General features: G+C 61.8%; 19 protein-coding genes. 8 read left to right on the forward strand and 11 right to left on the reverse strand.

Annotated elements, in window-relative coordinates; translation table 11 throughout:
• The 5 genes from AO692_RS08065 to AO692_RS08085 form a co-directional block, all read right to left on the reverse strand.
• A partial coding sequence (locus tag AO692_RS08065; protein ID WP_054309553.1) for a phosphoglycerate kinase occupies positions 1–1,054 on the reverse strand: 1,054 nt, incomplete at its 3' end.
• Positions 1,051–2,061 (reverse strand): type I glyceraldehyde-3-phosphate dehydrogenase, encoded by a 1,011-nt coding sequence (gene gap / locus AO692_RS08070; protein ID WP_054309554.1) that lies wholly within the window; start codon positions 2,059–2,061, stop codon positions 1,051–1,053. The genes AO692_RS08065 and gap, both read right to left, overlap by 4 nt.
• Positions 2,062–2,065: 4 nt before the next feature.
• Positions 2,066–4,075, reverse strand: coding sequence for a transketolase (gene tkt, locus AO692_RS08075; RefSeq protein ID WP_054309555.1), 2,010 nt, complete (start codon positions 4,073–4,075; stop codon positions 2,066–2,068).
• A gap of 11 nt (positions 4,076–4,086) precedes the next feature.
• Positions 4,087–4,959: a phosphoribulokinase gene (locus AO692_RS08080; RefSeq protein WP_054309556.1), complete on the reverse strand. Its 873-nt coding sequence runs from the start codon at positions 4,957–4,959 to the stop codon at positions 4,087–4,089.
• Positions 4,960–4,969: 10 nt separating this feature from the next.
• Entirely contained in the window at positions 4,970–6,001 is a 1,032-nt protein-coding gene (locus AO692_RS08085) for a class 1 fructose-bisphosphatase (RefSeq protein WP_054309557.1), read from the reverse strand.
• 147 nt (positions 6,002–6,148) lie between these two features.
• On the opposite strand from AO692_RS08085, the gene AO692_RS08090 reads away from it, so the two are divergent.
• Positions 6,149–7,081 (forward strand): LysR family transcriptional regulator, encoded by a 933-nt coding sequence (locus AO692_RS08090; RefSeq protein ID WP_054309558.1) that lies wholly within the window; start codon positions 6,149–6,151, stop codon positions 7,079–7,081.
• A 108-nt stretch (positions 7,082–7,189) separates the two neighbouring features.
• Here the strand turns inward: AO692_RS08090 and AO692_RS08095 are convergent, their stop codons facing one another.
• From AO692_RS08095 to AO692_RS08105, 3 genes are all read right to left on the reverse strand, one after another.
• A complete protein-coding gene (locus AO692_RS08095) occupies positions 7,190–7,741 on the reverse strand; it encodes a rhodanese-like domain-containing protein (RefSeq protein WP_244483288.1) in 552 nt (183 codons plus the stop codon).
• A gap of 82 nt (positions 7,742–7,823) precedes the next feature.
• Positions 7,824–8,243, reverse strand: a complete 420-nt coding sequence (locus tag AO692_RS08100) for a pseudoazurin (protein WP_054309586.1) — start codon at positions 8,241–8,243, stop codon at positions 7,824–7,826.
• Positions 8,244–8,368: 125 nt separating this feature from the next.
• The gene (locus AO692_RS08105) at positions 8,369–8,827 is read right to left on the reverse strand and encodes a hypothetical protein (protein ID WP_054309560.1); all 459 of its coding nucleotides are present in this window, start codon (positions 8,825–8,827) and stop codon (positions 8,369–8,371) included.
• A gap of 139 nt (positions 8,828–8,966) precedes the next feature.
• Here AO692_RS08105 and AO692_RS08110 point away from each other — a divergent pair, with 139 nt between their 5' ends.
• Positions 8,967–9,908 (forward strand): MBL fold metallo-hydrolase, encoded by a 942-nt coding sequence (locus AO692_RS08110; protein WP_054309587.1) that lies wholly within the window; start codon positions 8,967–8,969, stop codon positions 9,906–9,908.
• Here AO692_RS08110 and AO692_RS08115 read toward each other — a convergent pair whose 3' ends face one another.
• The 3 genes from AO692_RS08115 to AO692_RS08125 all read right to left on the reverse strand — a co-directional run bounded on the left by AO692_RS08115 (position 9,909) and on the right by AO692_RS08125 (position 11,900).
• Positions 9,909–11,003 (reverse strand): YeeE/YedE family protein, encoded by a 1,095-nt coding sequence (locus AO692_RS08115; protein WP_054309561.1) that lies wholly within the window; start codon positions 11,001–11,003, stop codon positions 9,909–9,911.
• An 87-nt stretch (positions 11,004–11,090) separates the two neighbouring features.
• The gene (locus tag AO692_RS08120; protein WP_054309562.1) at positions 11,091–11,474 is read right to left on the reverse strand and encodes a metalloregulator ArsR/SmtB family transcription factor; all 384 of its coding nucleotides are present in this window, start codon (positions 11,472–11,474) and stop codon (positions 11,091–11,093) included.
• Positions 11,475–11,522: 48 nt separating this feature from the next.
• Positions 11,523–11,900, reverse strand: a complete 378-nt coding sequence (locus AO692_RS08125) for a thioredoxin family protein (RefSeq protein ID WP_054309563.1) — start codon at positions 11,898–11,900, stop codon at positions 11,523–11,525.
• Positions 11,901–11,990: 90 nt separating this feature from the next.
• On the opposite strand from AO692_RS08125, the gene AO692_RS08130 reads away from it, so the two are divergent.
• The 6 genes from AO692_RS08130 to soxA all read left to right on the forward strand — a co-directional run bounded on the left by AO692_RS08130 (position 11,991) and on the right by soxA (position 15,651).
• Complete coding sequence (locus AO692_RS08130; protein ID WP_054309564.1) at positions 11,991–12,725, forward strand: cytochrome c biogenesis protein CcdA; 735 nt, start codon at positions 11,991–11,993, stop codon at positions 12,723–12,725.
• Positions 12,726–12,738: 13 nt separating this feature from the next.
• The gene (locus tag AO692_RS08135; RefSeq protein WP_054309565.1) at positions 12,739–13,338 is read left to right on the forward strand and encodes a thioredoxin family protein; all 600 of its coding nucleotides are present in this window, start codon (positions 12,739–12,741) and stop codon (positions 13,336–13,338) included.
• A 113-nt stretch (positions 13,339–13,451) separates the two neighbouring features.
• Positions 13,452–13,910 (forward strand): sulfur oxidation c-type cytochrome SoxX, encoded by a 459-nt coding sequence (gene soxX, locus AO692_RS08140; RefSeq protein WP_054309566.1) that lies wholly within the window; start codon positions 13,452–13,454, stop codon positions 13,908–13,910.
• A gap of 19 nt (positions 13,911–13,929) precedes the next feature.
• Positions 13,930–14,385: a thiosulfate oxidation carrier protein SoxY gene (gene soxY, locus AO692_RS08145; RefSeq protein WP_054309567.1), complete on the forward strand. Its 456-nt coding sequence runs from the start codon at positions 13,930–13,932 to the stop codon at positions 14,383–14,385.
• Between the two features lie 32 nt (positions 14,386–14,417).
• Complete coding sequence (soxZ, locus tag AO692_RS08150; protein WP_054309568.1) at positions 14,418–14,747, forward strand: thiosulfate oxidation carrier complex protein SoxZ; 330 nt, start codon at positions 14,418–14,420, stop codon at positions 14,745–14,747.
• Between the two features lie 85 nt (positions 14,748–14,832).
• Entirely contained in the window at positions 14,833–15,651 is an 819-nt protein-coding gene (gene soxA, locus AO692_RS08155; RefSeq protein ID WP_244483289.1) for a sulfur oxidation c-type cytochrome SoxA, read from the forward strand.
• Positions 15,652–15,728: the final 77 nt, after the last annotated feature.

The following is a 15,728-nucleotide window of genomic DNA, read 5'->3' on the forward strand; positions in this document are numbered from 1 at the left end:
CGATGGTGGCGAGGCGGCCGGCCTGGGTGAGTTCGGCCGCCCTGCGCGCCACCGCGAAGGTGGCTTGGCCGAACGGCCGCGTCTCGAAGGCACCGAGCGGGCCGTTCCACAACAGCGTGCGGCATTCGCCGAGGAGGGCGTCGATGCGGGCGACTGTCGCCGACCCGACATCGAGCGCCAGCATGTCGCGCGGGATTTCGCCGACGTTCACGACCGCCGACGGTTCGTCATCAGCAAGCCTCGCCGCGACGGCCACGTCTTCCGGCAACAGCACGCGACAGCCGTTGGCGACGGCGACGGCCAGGATGTCGAGGGCGAGCGGCACGCAGTCCGCCTCGTGGAGCGAGCGGCCGATGTTGTGGCCCTGCGCGGCGAGGAAGGTGTTGGCCATGCCGCCGCCTATGATCAGATGGTCCATGCGGGACGCGAGATTTTTCAGGATCGCGATTTTGGACGAGACCTTCGCCCCGCCGACGAGCGCCGCGACCGGACGGCGCGGGCTTTCGAGCGCGGCGGTCAGCGCCGCCACCTCGGCGAGAAGCGACGGGCCGGCGAAGGCCGGCATCAAGTTTGCGATGGCGTGGTTAGATGCGTGCGCGCGGTGGGCGCAGGAGAACGCGTCGTTGACGTAGATATCGCCGTGGATCGACAGGCGCAGCGCGAAGCTGCGGCTGTTCTGCTCCTCTTCCTTATGAAAACGCAGGTTTTCCAGGAGCAGCACCTTGCCATGCGCGAGGTGGACTGCCGCTTGCTCGGAGATCCCACCAACGCAGTCAGGAACGAACACCACGTCATGTCCGATCTCGCGAGCCAGCGCCTCAGCAACAGGCCGCACCGACAATACCGAATTGAATTCGCCACCAGGCCGTCCAAGATGTGTCATCACCACGACCGATGCACCACGGCTAAGCAAGTCTCTGATGGTCGGTGCGAATCGTATGATGCGTGTCGCGTCGACGACCTCGCCGTTGCGTATCGGCACGCTGAGATCGGCGCGTACCAGAACCGTTCGGCCGTCCACGCGAGCGTCGCGGATGTCGGGAAGGGCTTTCACAGAACACTCCCCATCGTTACCGCGGTGTCGGCCATGCGGTTCGAGAAACCCCACTCGTTGTCGTACCAGGACATGACCCGGACGAGTCTTCCGTCGATCACCTTGGTCTGGTCGAGCGCGAAGGATGAGGAAGCCGGATTGTGATTGAAGTCTGAGGATACGAGCGGCTCGTCGACGATCGCGAGGATTCCGGCGAGCGGTCCGTCCGCAGCCGCTTGCATCGCCGCGTTGACCTCTGCGACCGTTGTCGGACGAACGGGTACAAATTTGAAGTCGACCACCGAGACGTTAGGTGTCGGCACGCGGATGGCGACGCCATCGAGCTTGCCTTCAAGCTCCGGCAGAACGAGGCCGACGGCTTTTGCCGCGCCAGTGGAGGTTGGGATCTGCGACAGCCCCGCTGCGCGAGCGCGGTAATGATCCTTGTGCATCGTGTCCAGCGTCGGCTGGTCTCCGGTGTAGGAGTGGACCGTGGTCATGAAGCCACGTTCGATGCCGATGGCATCATGCAGAACCTTGGCGACCGGACCGAGACAGTTGTTGGTGCACGACGCGTTGGAAACGACAATATGGTCGGCGGCGATCTTGTCGTGGTTGACCCCGTAGACGACCGTCAGGTCGGCGCCTTCAGCGGGAGCGGAAACCAGAACCCGCCTTGCGCCGGCCTTGAGATGGGCAGCCGCCTTGTCCCGCGTCGTGAAGATGCCGGTGCATTCGAGCGCGATGTCGACCCCGAGTTGGCGATGGGGCAACTCCGCCGGGTTGCGGATGGCGGTCACGCGGATCGGCGCGCGGTCATCGATCTGCATGGTGTCGCCGTTGACGACCACCTTGCCGGGAAACCGCCCGTGAATGCTGTCATGGCGAAGCAGATGTGCATTCGTTTCCGGCGGACCGAGGTCATTGAGCGTCACAACCTCGATGTCCCTCCTGCCCGATTCGAGAATGGCGCGCAGAATGTTGCGCCCGATGCGACCGAACCCGTTGATTGCGACCCTTACCGGCAACGCTTCAATCCTTCTCTATGGCTGCAAGAACGGCATCGGCGATGGCCTCGGCCGTGATGTCGAAGTGCCGGTAGAGATCGCCGGCCGGAGCGCTGGCGCCAAAGCCGGTCATGCCGACGAAGGCACCCTTCGGACCGATCCAGCGATCCCAGCCCAGACGGGCGGCGGCTTCGATGGCGACGCGTGGGGCCGTTCCCAATACTTCCGCGCGATATCCTTCGTCCTGTGCCTCGAAGAGCTCCCAGCACGGCATCGACACGAGAGCCGCGCGAAGGCGATGGCGATCGTGCAAGAGATCGGCAGCCGCGCGCGCGATATCGAGCTCGGAACCCGTGGCGATCAGGGTTACGTCGCGTCGTCCGACGGCCTCCCGCATCAGATAGGCACCGCGCGCCGAACGGTTTGCTTCACTCTGCATTGTTCGCTGCATCGGCAGATTCTGTCGCGACAGCACGAGCACGCTCGGCCGATGTCTGGACCTCAGGGCAAGTTCCCAGCACTCGGCGGTCTCGATGGCATCGGCAGGCCGAAAGACGTTCAGGTTCGGGGTGGCCCTGAGCATCGCCAGATGCTCGACAGGTTGGTGCGTCGGTCCATCCTCGCCGAGCCCGATGGAATCGTGTGTCATCACATAGATGACGCGCTGACCCATCAGCGCCGACAGCCTGATCGCGCCGCGCGCATAGTCGGCAAAGCACAGGAAGGTGCCGCCGTAGGGCACGAAGCCGCCATGCAGCGCTATGCCGTTCATGGCAGCCGCCATGCCATGCTCGCGTATGCCGTAATGGATGTAGCGGCCCGCGAAGTCGCCGGACGCGATCCGGCCCATGCCCTTCGTCAGGGTCAGGTTGGAGTGTGTAAGGTCGGCCGAGCCGCCGACCGTGACGTCCGTCGCCGCGTTGATGACGCCGAGCGCCAGTTCGGAGGCCTTACGGGTAGCGACATTGGTCGCCTTTTCCAAATGCTCCGAACGGAACGCAGACAGCGCCTCGAACACCGCCTCGGGCAGATCGCCGGCCACCGCCGCCTCAAATGCCTCACGCATCGACGAGGCGGCTAGTTGCTTTTCCCAGCCGGTACGGGCAGCCTTGCCGCGCGCGGCCACGTCGCGCCAAGCGGCGTAGATATCCTTTGGCACCTCGAACGGTGCATGCGGCCAGGCCAGGACTTCGCGTGCGGCTGCGACCTCGGCCTCGCCCAGAGGCGCACCATGGGTCTTCTCCGTGCCCTGCAGGTTCGGGGCGCCCTTGCCGATAACAGTTCGGCAGCCAATCAGCGTCGGCCGGTCGGACACCTGCGCCGTCACGATCGCTTCCGCGACGGCATCCATGTCATGACCATTCACCTTGATGACATTCCAGCCGGCGGCGCGGAAGCGCGCCAACTGGTCCATCGACGTCGACAGGGAGGTCGGCCCGTCGATGGAAATGGAATTGTCGTCCCACAGCACGATCAACCGAGACAGACCGAGATGGCCGGCAAGATCGATTGCCTCGTGGCTTATGCCTTCTTGCAGGCAGCCATCGCCTGCGATGACATAGGTGCGGTGGTTGACAAGCTCGTCTCCGAAACGCGCGGCCATCATGCGCTCGGCCAGCGCCATGCCCACGGCCGTGGCGAGACCTTGTCCGAGCGGGCCCGTGGTCGTCTCGATGCCTAGCGCATGGCCGTGCTCGGGGTGGCCGGCGGTGCGGCTGCCGAGTTGGCGGAAGCGCCTGAGCTCTTCGATCGGCATATCCTCGTAGCCGAGCAGGTGGTGGAGCGCATATTGCAGCATCGACCCGTGCCCCGCCGACAGGACGAAGCGGTCGCGATCAGGCCAGTCCGGCTTTGATGGGTCGACCTTGAGGAAGCGCGAGAAGAGCACCGTGGCCGCGTCCGCCATGCCCATCGGCATGCCGGGATGGCCCGAGTTCGCCATTTGCACCGCGTCCATGGCCAGCGCCCGGATGGCATTCGCCATCCCCTGCCTTGTTGCCTTGGCTCCGTCGACGGACCTCAACGCTGTGTTCATCGTTTCCTCCTCTAGGCCACGCGCCGCTTGCGCTCGATGAGCTGCAGGATCAGCGGCGTCAGGATGAGCTGCATCGCGAGATCGAGCTTGTTGCCGGGAACGACGATGGAGTTCGCCCGCGACATGAAGCTGTTGTGGATCATCGACAGCAGGTAGGGGAAATCGATGCCGCGCGGATTGGCGAAGCGGATGACCAGCATCGATTCGTCGGGCGTCGGTATCCAGCGCGCGATGAACGGGTTCGAGGTGTCGACGATCGGCACGCGCTGGAAGTTGATGTTGGTCAGCGAGAACTGCGGGACGATGTAGCGCGTGTAGTCCGGCATGCGCCGCAGGATCACGTCCATAACCGCCTCGGCCGAATAGCCGCGCGTCGCCCTGTCGCGATGGATCTTCTGGATCCATTCGAGATTGATGACAGGCACGACGCCGATCTTGAGGTCGGCATGCCGGGGAAGGTCGACCGTTTCGGTTACAACGCAGCCGTGCAGCCCCTCGTAGAAGAGCAGGTCGCTGGGTCCGAACTCGCGCCACTCGGTGAAGGTGCCAGGTGTGGTGCCGTAGAGCGCCGCCTCATCCTCGTCGTGGACATAGGTGCGCGTGCGCCCGGTTCCCTTGCGGCCGTATTCCTCGAATATCGCTTCCAGCGTTTCGAGTTCGTTCGCCTCGACATTGAAATGGGTGAAGTTCGGATTGCCGTTGCGCGTCTCCTCTTCAACCTTCGCCTTCATGCCGGCGCGGTCGTAGCGATGGAAGGCGTCGCCTTCGATGAAGGAAGCCTCGACCTTCTCGCGCCGAAAGATCTGTTCGAAGATGCGCTTTACCGAGGTGGTGCCCGCGCCCGAGGAGCCGGTGATGGAGATGATGGGGTGCGCTGCCGACATCACACCCCCCTCAAGCCCTGAACAGACCGCGATTGCCGAACAGCGGGGAGCGCTCGGCGATGACGCTGGGGTCCGTGTGGTAACGCGCAATTCGCTCGACCTCGCGCGCCGATCCGAAGACGAGCGCGGTCCGCTGATGCAGCGCGGATGGCCCTAGATCGAGGATTGGGTTGATCCCGTCGGTCGCCGCGCCGCCCGCCTGTTCGATCAGCATTGCGATCGGGTTGGCCTCATAGACCAGGCGAAGGCGTCCCCTGGCGTAGCCCTTCCGCGCATCGCCGGGGTACAGAAAGACGCCACCGCGCGTCAGAATCCGGAAAGCCTCGGCAGCGAGCGAAGCGATCCAACGCATGTTGAAGTCCTTCTTACGAGGACCGGTAGACCCTTTCAGGCAGTCGTCGACATAGAGCCGCACGGCCTCATCCCAGTGGCGGTAGTTCGACGCGTTGATCGCGAATTCCTGCGTTCGGTCAGGAATGTTTAGCCGTGCTGTCTCCACGAAGGTTCCGAGCCGCGAGGAATGCACGAAAATGCGCGTACCTCCTCCGAGCGTGAGAGCGAGCGCGAACTGAGGGCCGTAGATGAAGAAGCCGGCGGCGAGCTGATTTCTGCCGGGCTGTAGAAAGCTCGTAGCCGGCTCGTCTCGGGCGGGCAGAATCGAGAAGATCGTCCCGATCGAAACGTTCGCGTCGATGTTCGAGGAACCGTCCAAAGGATCGATGGAAAGCGCCAGGGTGGATTCGCCGTTGAGGTCGACTGCGCTTTCCAATTCTTCGGAACAATAGTGCCGAACGCCTGCCTGGCGCGCAGCGGCCAAGAATTCCTCGTCGGCACTGACGTCCAGGTGGCGCTGAATATCTCCGTCGGAGTTGCGCTTGCCTGATGCTGCTCCGAGGCTGCCGGCAGTCGGCTGCGAGACGAGTGCCTTCAATCGCGTCGCGGCTTCAGCGAGCCGTCTGACGACGTCGCTCAAGCGAGCGTTCCCGCTTTGCGGGTCGAGTGAAACGGAATTCAGATACGCGTCGAGCGTGGATGCCGACATTCACTCCTCCCGAGAAGGCCCTCACCAGGGGCGGACCCGAGGGGCATTCATGCAAACATCTCAATTTCTCTATGTATTAAGCCACGCCGTGCGGTAAGGTAAGTTTGTTATTTTTAGCTAGGCGCTTAGTTTTTCTTAGGTTTGTCGATGCGCAACCTGACTCTCAAACAGCTCCGGGCGATCAGCCAGATTGCGCGTGACGGAAAAATCGTTAGCGCGGCCAATCATTTAGGTCTCACGCCATCGGCAGTCACGTTGCAGGTACAGTCGATCGAGGACGAGGTCGGCATGGTCTTGTTTGATCGCGTGCCGGAAGGCATGCGTCCTACCGCCGCAGGGTTTGCCGCGATCGACGCGGCGCTGGCGATCGAAGAAAGGCTTCGCGTACTCGCCGACGAGATCGATGCGATCCGCGGTGTGCGTAAGGGCAGTCTCATCGTCGGTGCGGTTTCTACGGCGAAATACTTCGCACCAAGGCTCTTTGCCGGCTTCATGCGCGAGCATCCGGGCGTCGATCTGAAGCTCGTCGTCGGCAACCGCGAGGAGACGATCTCCAGCTTGAAGGGCCACCGGGTCGACGTGGCACTGATGGGCCGGCCTCCTCGGGACGTGCCAGTGCGCGCCACCGTCTTCGGCGACCACCCGCTGATCATCATCGCGTCCCCGGATCACTCGCTCACGAGGCGTCGGGACATATCAAAGGAGGAGGTTGCCAGAGAGCATTTCATCATCCGCGAGCCCGGCTCCGGGACTCGGATCTCCTTCGAGCGCTTCCTTGCGGAGATCCCGGGCCGGCTCGATGATCCAGGCACGGAAATGGACTCCAACGAGACGATCAAGCAGGCGGTGATGGCTGGGCTGGGCGTTGCCTTCATCTCGGCCCACACGGTCTCCTGGGAGGTCGAGGCAGGCCGGCTCGCCATTCTCGACGTCGTGGGTCTCCCGATCCGAAGACAATGGTTCGCGGTCAGTCGCGCTGACCGCGTCGTATCTCCGGTTATGACGGCGTTCGATCAGTTCCTCGCGCGGCGGGGCGCCGTCTATCTTCCGCTGCTGGGTAAGCTCTATCCAGAGCGGTAGACGTTTGGGCCGGCGCGCAACCGACATTGCAGCGCCCCTGTTTGGCGTCATCCTCCTACCGACGAGAACCGTCCGTCGGTTGCTGAGGGTGGGGAAGGCGCGCTCACGTTACTGCAGGCCGTACATCTTTTGCCGATCGAGCCTGTAGGTCCAAGGCAGTTTTGCGTTCTTCCATCCGTTGACGCTTCTGGTTCCTGCGTTCGGGCCATCCTTCGCCATGTCGCCCTCGAAGCCCTCGGGTATGGAGTAGACCTTTGTGAAGCCTGCTTCAGCCAGAATGTTCGCGGCTGCGGCGCTGCGATCTCCTGATCTGCACATGACGATGACTTCGGCGTCGGGTTTTAGACCCTTCCGCTCAAGCCTGACGCGAACGTCCGAGACGAAATCGGGATTGGGTTCGAGTTTGAACGTCGACCTGGTCTCATCCCACACGGGAAAATCGGGCTGCACCATGTAAGGAATGTTGGCATCGGCGGCGCTGGGCATCCCGACGTAGATAACCTCCGCCGGCGTCCTGACATCAAGGAAGAGAACTTTGTCGGCTTCCGCCGACACTTTGTCGAAGGCCTCCTGCGGCGTCAGATACAAGCCGAGCTTGGTTTGTTTCGCTTTGGGCAGGTCGTGCCCATCGGCGGCGTGAAGCGTCGGGATGCCAAGCACAATCAACAGAGCCGCCAGAATGACAGATCGCATTTGTGATACCTCCGGAGTACGATGCTTCTCGCTGCCGATGGGTCGCTCTTTAGCTGCCGGCCTGAATCTGCGCGAAAATCTTTTCCGCTCTTGCCTTTGCCTTGCCGGGATACTTCAGGGCCTTGACGGCGTCGAGATTCGACGGCTCGCCCACGACCACGGCTCCGATCATTCCCATGCCGAAATGGGGTGTGCATTGAAACATGTAGACGCCTGCTTGCGTAAGCGTCACCGTGATCTTCTGGTTGACCTTGCCATTCCAAGCTTCGGCTGCTTCGGGAAGGCCGCCCTTCACGCTCGCTGAATTGTGGCTCTTATCGGTCGGAACGAACGTGATCGTGTCGCCTGGCTGGGCCTTCACGACCATCGGCTCGAAGACCATCGTTTCTCCATCCGAGCCCTTGTTGAGCATCTTGACCTCGTGATCCGCAGCCAGCGCGGAAAACGACACAGTGAGCCCGACGGCCATGGCGGCGGCAAAAAGTACCTTCAACGGATTTCCTCCCAATCAGGTTGAGCGCGCACGCTGCGCATCGAGGCGCAACATATAGACACATTACAATTTATATATGTGTCGTCAACCCTTGGCCGTGTTCACTTCTCTCCTGCAGCCTCGCCTGCAATCTCCTCAAGCAGCGTATTGACCTCGTCGCGACCCTCGCCGGCCGGCAGACGGCGGAAGCCGACGATGACCTTGCCGGGTTCGCTTTCGGTCTCGTAGGCGAAAAGAACGTAGGGGCAGTAGGCGATATTGCCCACGTTGGCCTCCATCGCCCTGCGCGATACCACTGCCGAACAGAACTGGAAGAACTCGGCATGGCGATAAAGCGCCTTCTGCGCACCGACATCGCCGGCCGTGCGCTGCAGCATCTCACCGATGAAGCCGCGATAGTCCACGACATAGCCGCGATTGACGATCGCGTCCTCGAGAGCGCCGACGATATCCTGAAACGGCGCTTCGGACGTGAGCCTGGTCACGTCGTCCTGCGCCGGAGCGGGCGTGCAAAAGCCGAGCGAAACGGCGAAAACACCTGCGGCTAAACGTGCGGACATTGCAGTACCTCCCAGCGACCGGAGATTCTTCTATGTATCGACTGCCGCCGATCGCGTGCGGCAGGTGCGGCAAGTAACGCTAGCCTGCAAACGACAAATATGCAAAAAATAAAATGTTTGCATGGAATGGGAGGAGACGATGGTGCGGACATCCGGCTTGGGCGCATTATCGAGGCGAGGCTTCCTCGGGGGCGCCAGCGCCATGGCGGGAGCCGTCCTCCTCACGCCTGCCGGCATTCGGGTGGCCTCGTCCCAGACGCTGACCACGGGCAATGCCGAGCTGACAGTGATCAGTGACGGCGCACTTTCGCTGCCGCTGTCCTTCGTCTTCCCTGACGCTCCCCAGGAAGAGCTGCATAAGATTCTTGTCGATAATGGACTGCCGACTGACGCACTGAGGCCGGATTGCAACGTGACCACCGTGCGCTCGGGCGGCCGACTTGCCATCTTCGATGTCGGAGCGGGACCGAACTTCATGCCGACTGCCGGAAAACTTGCTGATGGGCTCGCAAAGGCAGGCATCGACCCGGCCGATGTGACCGACGTCGTTTTCACCCATGCGCATCCCGATCATTTGTGGGGGCTGACGGACGATTTTGACGAATTGGTCTTTCCGGAGGCGGACTACCACATCGGCCAGGCCGAATGGGACTTCTGGTCTTCACCGGAAGCGATCCACAAACTTCCGAATGACCGGCAGAGCTTCGTCGTCGGCGCACAGGCGCGCTTCGCCGCATTGAAGGACAGAGTCCGCTTTCTGAAGAGCGGCGACGAGGTTCTCCCAGGCATCGAGACTGTCGCGACGCCGGGCCACACGCCCGGCCATCTGTCATTCATGGTGCATGGCGCCGAGCCGATATTGATCATTGGTGACGCCATCTCGAACGCAGTGCTGTCGTTCGCCCGGCCGCAATGGCCTACCGCCAGCGATCAGGATCCCGAAGAGGGCGTGAAGACACGCCTTGCGTTACTCGATCGGCTCGCCGCGGATCGTGCGAGGGCCATCGGCTTCCATTTTCCGCACCCTGGCACTGGCTACGTCGAGCGCCACGGCGATGCTTTCATCTATGTGCCGACATGATCACTCCGCTGGCTGGCGGCGGATCGATCCGAAAGCTTCCAGCGGCGAGCCTTCGATCAGATAGGCAAGTCCCATCCGCGCGCCGATGAAGATGGAGATCACGGCGAAGGGCGCGGAGATCGCGAGCGCCGAGATACCCGTCACGCCCTGACCAATGGTGCAGCCCATGGCCAGAACACCTCCTACTCCCATCAGCACGCCGCCAGTGAGATGGCGCCCGAGTTCTCGCGCATCATCGCAGGCCTCCCAGCGCACGTCCCGTTTCCAGAGCGCGCACGCCGCAGCTCCCGCGACGACGCCGATGACCAACCCAACTCCATAGTCAGGCAGCACTCCGGTGAAGGTGACCACTTGCAGCATCGTATCGGCGATGGGGACGACAAAGGAACCAGCTTCGATCTGGACGACGTCGAAGGAATGCTGGGATGCGTAGGTCGTGGCGGACCAGCCGAACGCGATGACCAGGCCGACGATCAATCCGGTGACGATTGATCCAGTGTGGCGGCGATAGCTGCTGTCAGAAAAGATCCATACAAGCATGCCGCCAGCGACGACCGCCGCGACGGCCAGACTGACGTCGCTGCCGCTCCAGAATGACGCGATGGCGCCCAGCGATTGTCCGCCCATCGGCGAAAGGTCGAGCGCGTAGGCATCCGAAAGGGCCACACGTGCTTGTGCGATCAACCCTTTCTGGGTCGACATCGCGGCGAGACCGAGCACGAGCAGGACGATCAGCGAGCGCAGGCTACCGCCGCCCAGCCGCACGAGCGCTCCGAAACCGCATGTGCCGACAAGTGCCATACCGAAGCCGAACGCGATACCGCCGGCAATCGCGCCGATCCACGCGAAATCGGAGCGAACGTAAAAACTCGACGCCGTATCCACCCAGCCCAACGCCTGCAAAGTCTGCGTCGCGATAAGGGCGGCCGCGGCCGCAAGCACCCAGGTGCGCAGGCCGCGGCTATCGCCCGCATACCAGTAGCGCTCGAGCGCCGACATGGTGCAGAAATGGTTCGCGCGCGTCACAAAGCCGAGCACAAAACCAGCGCTCAGCCCGGCAAAGGCAAGAAACCACGGTGACGCGGTCCAGTCCATTTTTCCTCCCGCGAGCCCTCCGGCTCGCCGACGTTTTTCTCCGCAAACTCTCCAGGTTGCGGGCGGGCTCATCGCCCGGTCGTTATGTCACGACGTCGCTCGCGGACGCCTTTTGCTTCTTTCGACTTCCGGTTGGCGCACCTGCGCGCAGAAAAGATTATACAACACCTCGATCACTGACGATACTTCGTCGCTGGCGATCGAGTAGTAGATCGTGCGGCCGTCACGCCGCGTATTGACGAGCCGATCGAATCGCAGCCGGGCGAGCTGCTGGGAAACCGCAGCCTGAGGCAAGCGCACCGCCTCTTCCAACTCCGAAACCGATTTCTCACCCTCCGCCAGAAGACACAGGATGAGGAGGCGGCCTTCATGCGCCAGCGCCTTCAGCAATTCACTCGCCATGCGGGCTTGCTCCAAGAGCTTTTTGAAGTCCTCAGGCGATTGGGTGTCGTTAATCTTTGGCAGGCTCATGATGTCATTCGCAATTTCGAGACAGTCCAAAATGCTGCCGCAGCAGCGTTACTTGTGCGTTTTGTCGTCTTCCGGCAAGAGTGCGATAAGTTCTCCGATACGATACCAAAAAAATTCATCGCCCACATAGCCTCTGATGCGACCGATCTCCTTTCCACGGTCGATCAGGACAAATGTCGGGGTAAAACGTTCGCGCGCAATGGCGGTCAGATCCGCAGGCCATTCCCGCGTGATGTCGACCCGCCGCAAGGGCGCGCGTCTGCCCTCCTCGGTCTTTGGCCATGCCGGCGCAATTTCCGCATCGAAGCGTGCGCACCATGCGCAGCCTGGCTGTTCCAACATGACGAGCTCCGCAGCGGACGCTGACGACGTCGCGAGGGAAAGGGCGATGCTGACCATAGGCGACACTAAGCCAAAACGCTTCATCGACTCCCACCCGCTGATTACATTTAAACATAGCATTTTGTAGATGTATCTGCCAAGGTGCCGCGCGTCGCGTTTCGGAAGGGAGGACCGATGCTGGACGTGAGCCTTGGTGGGGCGCTTGTCGCCGGACTGCTGTCCTTCATCTCGCCCTGTGTGCTGCCGATCGTGCCGCCCTACCTTGCGTGGCTGGCCGGCGTCAGCTTCGAGGAACTGAAAGATGAGGCGCCGGGCGCAGCGCAACGGCGCAGACTGATCCTGGCTGCCCTTGCCTTCGTCCTCGGCTTTACCACGGTTTTTGTGGCGCTTGGTGCCACCGCCAGCGTGATCGGCAAGACCATCGCGCAGTATTTCGACACGCTTTTGATCGTTGCCGGTGTCATCATCATCGCCATGGGCCTGCATTTCCTCGGCGTATTCCGCATCGCCATGCTTTATCGCGAGGCGCGTGTGCAAGTCGCCCGCAAGCCGGCAGGCCCGCTTGGTGCCTACGTTATCGGGCTGGCCTTCGCCTTCGGCTGGACGCCCTGTGTTGGTCCGGTGCTCGCCGCTATCCTGTTTATCGCGGGCAGCGAAGGGAGCGCGATGCGCGGGGCGTCGCTACTCGCGGTCTACTCCCTGGGGATCGGCATTCCCTTCATCCTCGCGGCCGTTTTTGCGAGCCGGTTCCTCGGCTGGGCTGGGCGGTTCAAGCGCCATATGCACAAGGTGGAGATGACGATGGGCGGACTGCTTGTCGTCACCGGACTGCTCTTCATCACAGGTCAGATGTCGGTCATTTCGTACTGGCTGCTCGAAACCTTTCCGATTTTCCAGACGATTGGCTAGCTAGGAGGATCTTATGAAACGCCTTTTTCTAGGGATCGCATCTGCTTTACTTCTTGTCGTGTTCGCCGCCGTCGCACAGGCCGTGGAAGTGGGTGATGATGGGCTTCACAAAGAGGATTGGTTCACCATCACCTTTCGCGACGTTGCCGAAGACGTTGCTCAGGCGAGATCGGAGGGAAAGCGACTCGCGATAGTATTTGAGCAGAGGGGCTGCATCTATTGTCGCGAAATGCATGAGAAGCTCCTCTCGGATCCCGAAGTGCGTGACTACATCCGTCGAAATTTTATGGTCGTTCAGTACAACATGTTCGGGGGCGAAGAGGTCACTGATCTCGATGGGCAAACACTCACTGAGAAAACCGCGGCCCGCAAGTGGGGTTATGTCTTCACGCCGACCGTTGTGTTCCTTCCAGACGAGGCGCCAAGGGACAAGTCTGTCGCGGAGGCCGCGGTCGCCACCATGCCCGGGGCGTTCGGCAAGTGGACCTTCCTCAACATGTTCCGGTGGGTCAAGGAGAAGGGCTACGAAAAGGACGAGCACTTCCAGCAGTACCACGCCCGTATCATCAATGAGCTGCGCGCAGCCGGTAGGCTGGGCGAAGGCGAGGACTGACATATGCAGAAATTCATATTTTTCTATTGATTCGAGTTCATCGGCGAACTATCGTGTTTTGATGAGAGGGCTCCCGCAGAGGAGCCTGGGAAAGGTGCTGGGAGGAAATCTGGATGAAGCGGGCACTCGCCGCTACCATTGTCGCCGCGCTGATGTCCGCTGGCGCGGCCAGATCCGAGGATGCGCCACCGCAAGACGTCAAGATCGCGGACATGGCGGTGAAGGCGTCACTGACCGGAACGCCGGGTAGTCCGGAAGAGGGGGCGAAAACGCTCGCCAACCGAAGTCTCGGAAACTGTCTCGCATGTCACGCCGTCCAGGCCCTGTCCGATGAGCAGTTTCACGGCAACGTCGGGCCGCCGCTCGATGGCGTCGCCGACCGCTGGTCGGTGGAACAACTGCGGGCGATCGTCGTCGATTCGAAGCAGGCCCTGAACGACGAAAGCATGATGCCGGGCTTTTATACTTTGAACGTAGGCAAAAACGTCCGCAAGAATCTGGTCGGCAAGACGATCCTGACCGCCCAGCAGGTGGAGGATGTCGTCGCTTATCTCGCCACCCTGAAAGAGTAGTCCCGTGATGGAGGTTGGAATGACATTCACCAGACGCAGAATGCTTGTCTTGGCTGCAGGTGCAGCCGCAATCCCCATCCTGCCGCTCGCGCCGATACCGGCGTTTGCCTCTGCCGAAGAAGCCGCAAAGCTGATGGCAGACTTCGCCGCCGGCAAAGAGGCAGTTGCCGGAAAGCTGAAGCTGACCGCGCCCGAAATCGCGGAGAACGGCAACACAGTTCCAATCACTGTCGATGTCGACAGCAAGATGGAAGGCGACGATCTCGTGCAGTCGATCGTCATCTTCGCCGACGGCAATCCTCGCCCTGAGGTCGCCACCTTCCACTTCACCGCACTCAGCGGTACCGCGGCCGCCACGACACGCATGCGCCTGGCGAAGACGCAGAACGTGATCGCCATGGCCAAGATGTCCGACGGAACGGTCTATATGGACAAGAAGGAAGTGAAGGTCACCATTGGCGGCTGCGGCGGCTGACGAGCGGTACATCAACAGAAGGACGCAACACCATGGCAACTACACCAAAGCCTCGGGTACGAGTACCCAAGAGCGCCGCCGCAGGCGAAGTCATCGTCCTGAAGACGCTGATCAGTCACGAAATGGAGTCGGGGCAGCGCAAGGACAAAGACGGCAAAACGATCCCGCGGAAGATCATCAACAAGTTCACCTGCGAGTTCAACGGCCAGCCCGTGTTCTCCTGCGATCTCGATCCCGCGATCTCGGCAAACCCGTATTTCGAGTTCAGCGCCAAGGTGACGGAGAGTGGAACGTTCAAGCTCACCTGGGTGGATGACGACGGTTCGGTCTACACCGACGAGCAGAAGATCGAAGTGGCCTGAGCCAGACCGGCGCGAGGGGTGCCGTCCAACGGGGAGGAAAAGCGTGAACCGTCGTTTGTTTGCCGCACATAGCGCGCTCTTGCTCATCGTCGCGAGCATCACGGGGAAGGCCGTTCTGGCCGACCCGGTGGACGATAGCCTGCAGATCGATGGGACCGAAATCATCACGCGGGCACCGGCGCCCGAAGGCCTTCCGTTCGACCAGGTGCTTTCCGGCTGGCTGTTTCGCGAGGCGGAGACGCGAGCGACGGAGGCAGACTCCTTTGCCAATCCCGGCATGCTCGCAGTCGAACGCGGCGCCGAGATATGGAACACAGTCGAAGGAACGATGGGCAAGTCCTGCGCATCCTGTCACCAAGACGCGGCCAAGACGATGAAGGATGTCGGCGCCCACTACCCGAAATGGGATGCCGCCAGCGGCAAACCCCTCAACGTTGAGCTGCGAATTAACAAATGCCGCGTCGACAACATGGGCGCGGAACCCTACAAGTTCGACGATCCAAACCAGCTCGCGCTGACCAGCTACATCAAGCATCAGTCGCTCGGCACGCCGGTCGGGATCGACCTCAGCCAAGGGCAGATGCAGAGCTGGTGGGACCGCGGCAAGGAACTCTATTACACGCGCACGGGCCAGTTGAACCTTGCCTGCGCGTCTTGCCATGAGGGAGCAACGGGCAAGTATATCCGGGCCGATCACCTGAGCCAGGGGCAGGTCAACGGATTCCCGACCTATCGCTTCAACACGGCCGGCATGGTGTCGCTGCACAACCGCTTCCGCGGCTGCATCCGCGACACGCGTGCGGAAATGCCGGCGGCGTTCTCCGACGAACTCATGGCGTTGGAAGTGTATGTGACCTGGCGCGGAACAGGCCTGTCGGTCGAGACGCCGTCCGTCCGGCAGTAGGCTCAGGTTCAAGAAGCAAGAGATCCGCTCTGGCGGCTGTCTCCGCCAGAGCGGACGGTCGCGTGCGGGCGCTCACG

The sequence above is a fragment of the Mesorhizobium sp. 1M-11 genome (assembly GCF_001303895.1).
Taxonomy (GTDB): Bacteria; Pseudomonadota; Alphaproteobacteria; order Rhizobiales; family Rhizobiaceae; genus Mesorhizobium.

Coding starts and splice junctions, on each gene's coding strand:
- tkt (WP_054309555.1), bottom strand. CDS start 4,075: ATGAACACAGCGTTGAGGTCCGTCGACGGAGCCAAGGCAACAAGGCAG.
- AO692_RS08080 (WP_054309556.1), bottom strand. CDS start 4,959: ATGTCGGCAGCGCACCCCATCATCTCCATCACCGGCTCCTCGGGCGCG.
- AO692_RS08085 (WP_054309557.1), bottom strand. CDS start 6,001: ATGTCGGCATCCACGCTCGACGCGTATCTGAATTCCGTTTCACTCGAC.
- AO692_RS08090 (WP_054309558.1), top strand. CDS start 6,149: ATGCGCAACCTGACTCTCAAACAGCTCCGGGCGATCAGCCAGATTGCG.
- AO692_RS08100 (WP_054309586.1), bottom strand. CDS start 8,243: ATGGCCGTCGGGCTCACTGTGTCGTTTTCCGCGCTGGCTGCGGATCAC.
- AO692_RS08105 (WP_054309560.1), bottom strand. CDS start 8,827: ATGTCCGCACGTTTAGCCGCAGGTGTTTTCGCCGTTTCGCTCGGCTTT.
- AO692_RS08110 (WP_054309587.1), top strand. CDS start 8,967: ATGGTGCGGACATCCGGCTTGGGCGCATTATCGAGGCGAGGCTTCCTC.
- AO692_RS08115 (WP_054309561.1), bottom strand. CDS start 11,003: ATGGACTGGACCGCGTCACCGTGGTTTCTTGCCTTTGCCGGGCTGAGC.
- AO692_RS08120 (WP_054309562.1), bottom strand. CDS start 11,474: ATGAGCCTGCCAAAGATTAACGACACCCAATCGCCTGAGGACTTCAAA.
- AO692_RS08125 (WP_054309563.1), bottom strand. CDS start 11,900: ATGAAGCGTTTTGGCTTAGTGTCGCCTATGGTCAGCATCGCCCTTTCC.
- AO692_RS08130 (WP_054309564.1), top strand. CDS start 11,991: ATGCTGGACGTGAGCCTTGGTGGGGCGCTTGTCGCCGGACTGCTGTCC.
- AO692_RS08135 (WP_054309565.1), top strand. CDS start 12,739: ATGAAACGCCTTTTTCTAGGGATCGCATCTGCTTTACTTCTTGTCGTG.
- soxX (WP_054309566.1), top strand. CDS start 13,452: ATGAAGCGGGCACTCGCCGCTACCATTGTCGCCGCGCTGATGTCCGCT.
- soxY (WP_054309567.1), top strand. CDS start 13,930: ATGACATTCACCAGACGCAGAATGCTTGTCTTGGCTGCAGGTGCAGCC.
- soxZ (WP_054309568.1), top strand. CDS start 14,418: ATGGCAACTACACCAAAGCCTCGGGTACGAGTACCCAAGAGCGCCGCC.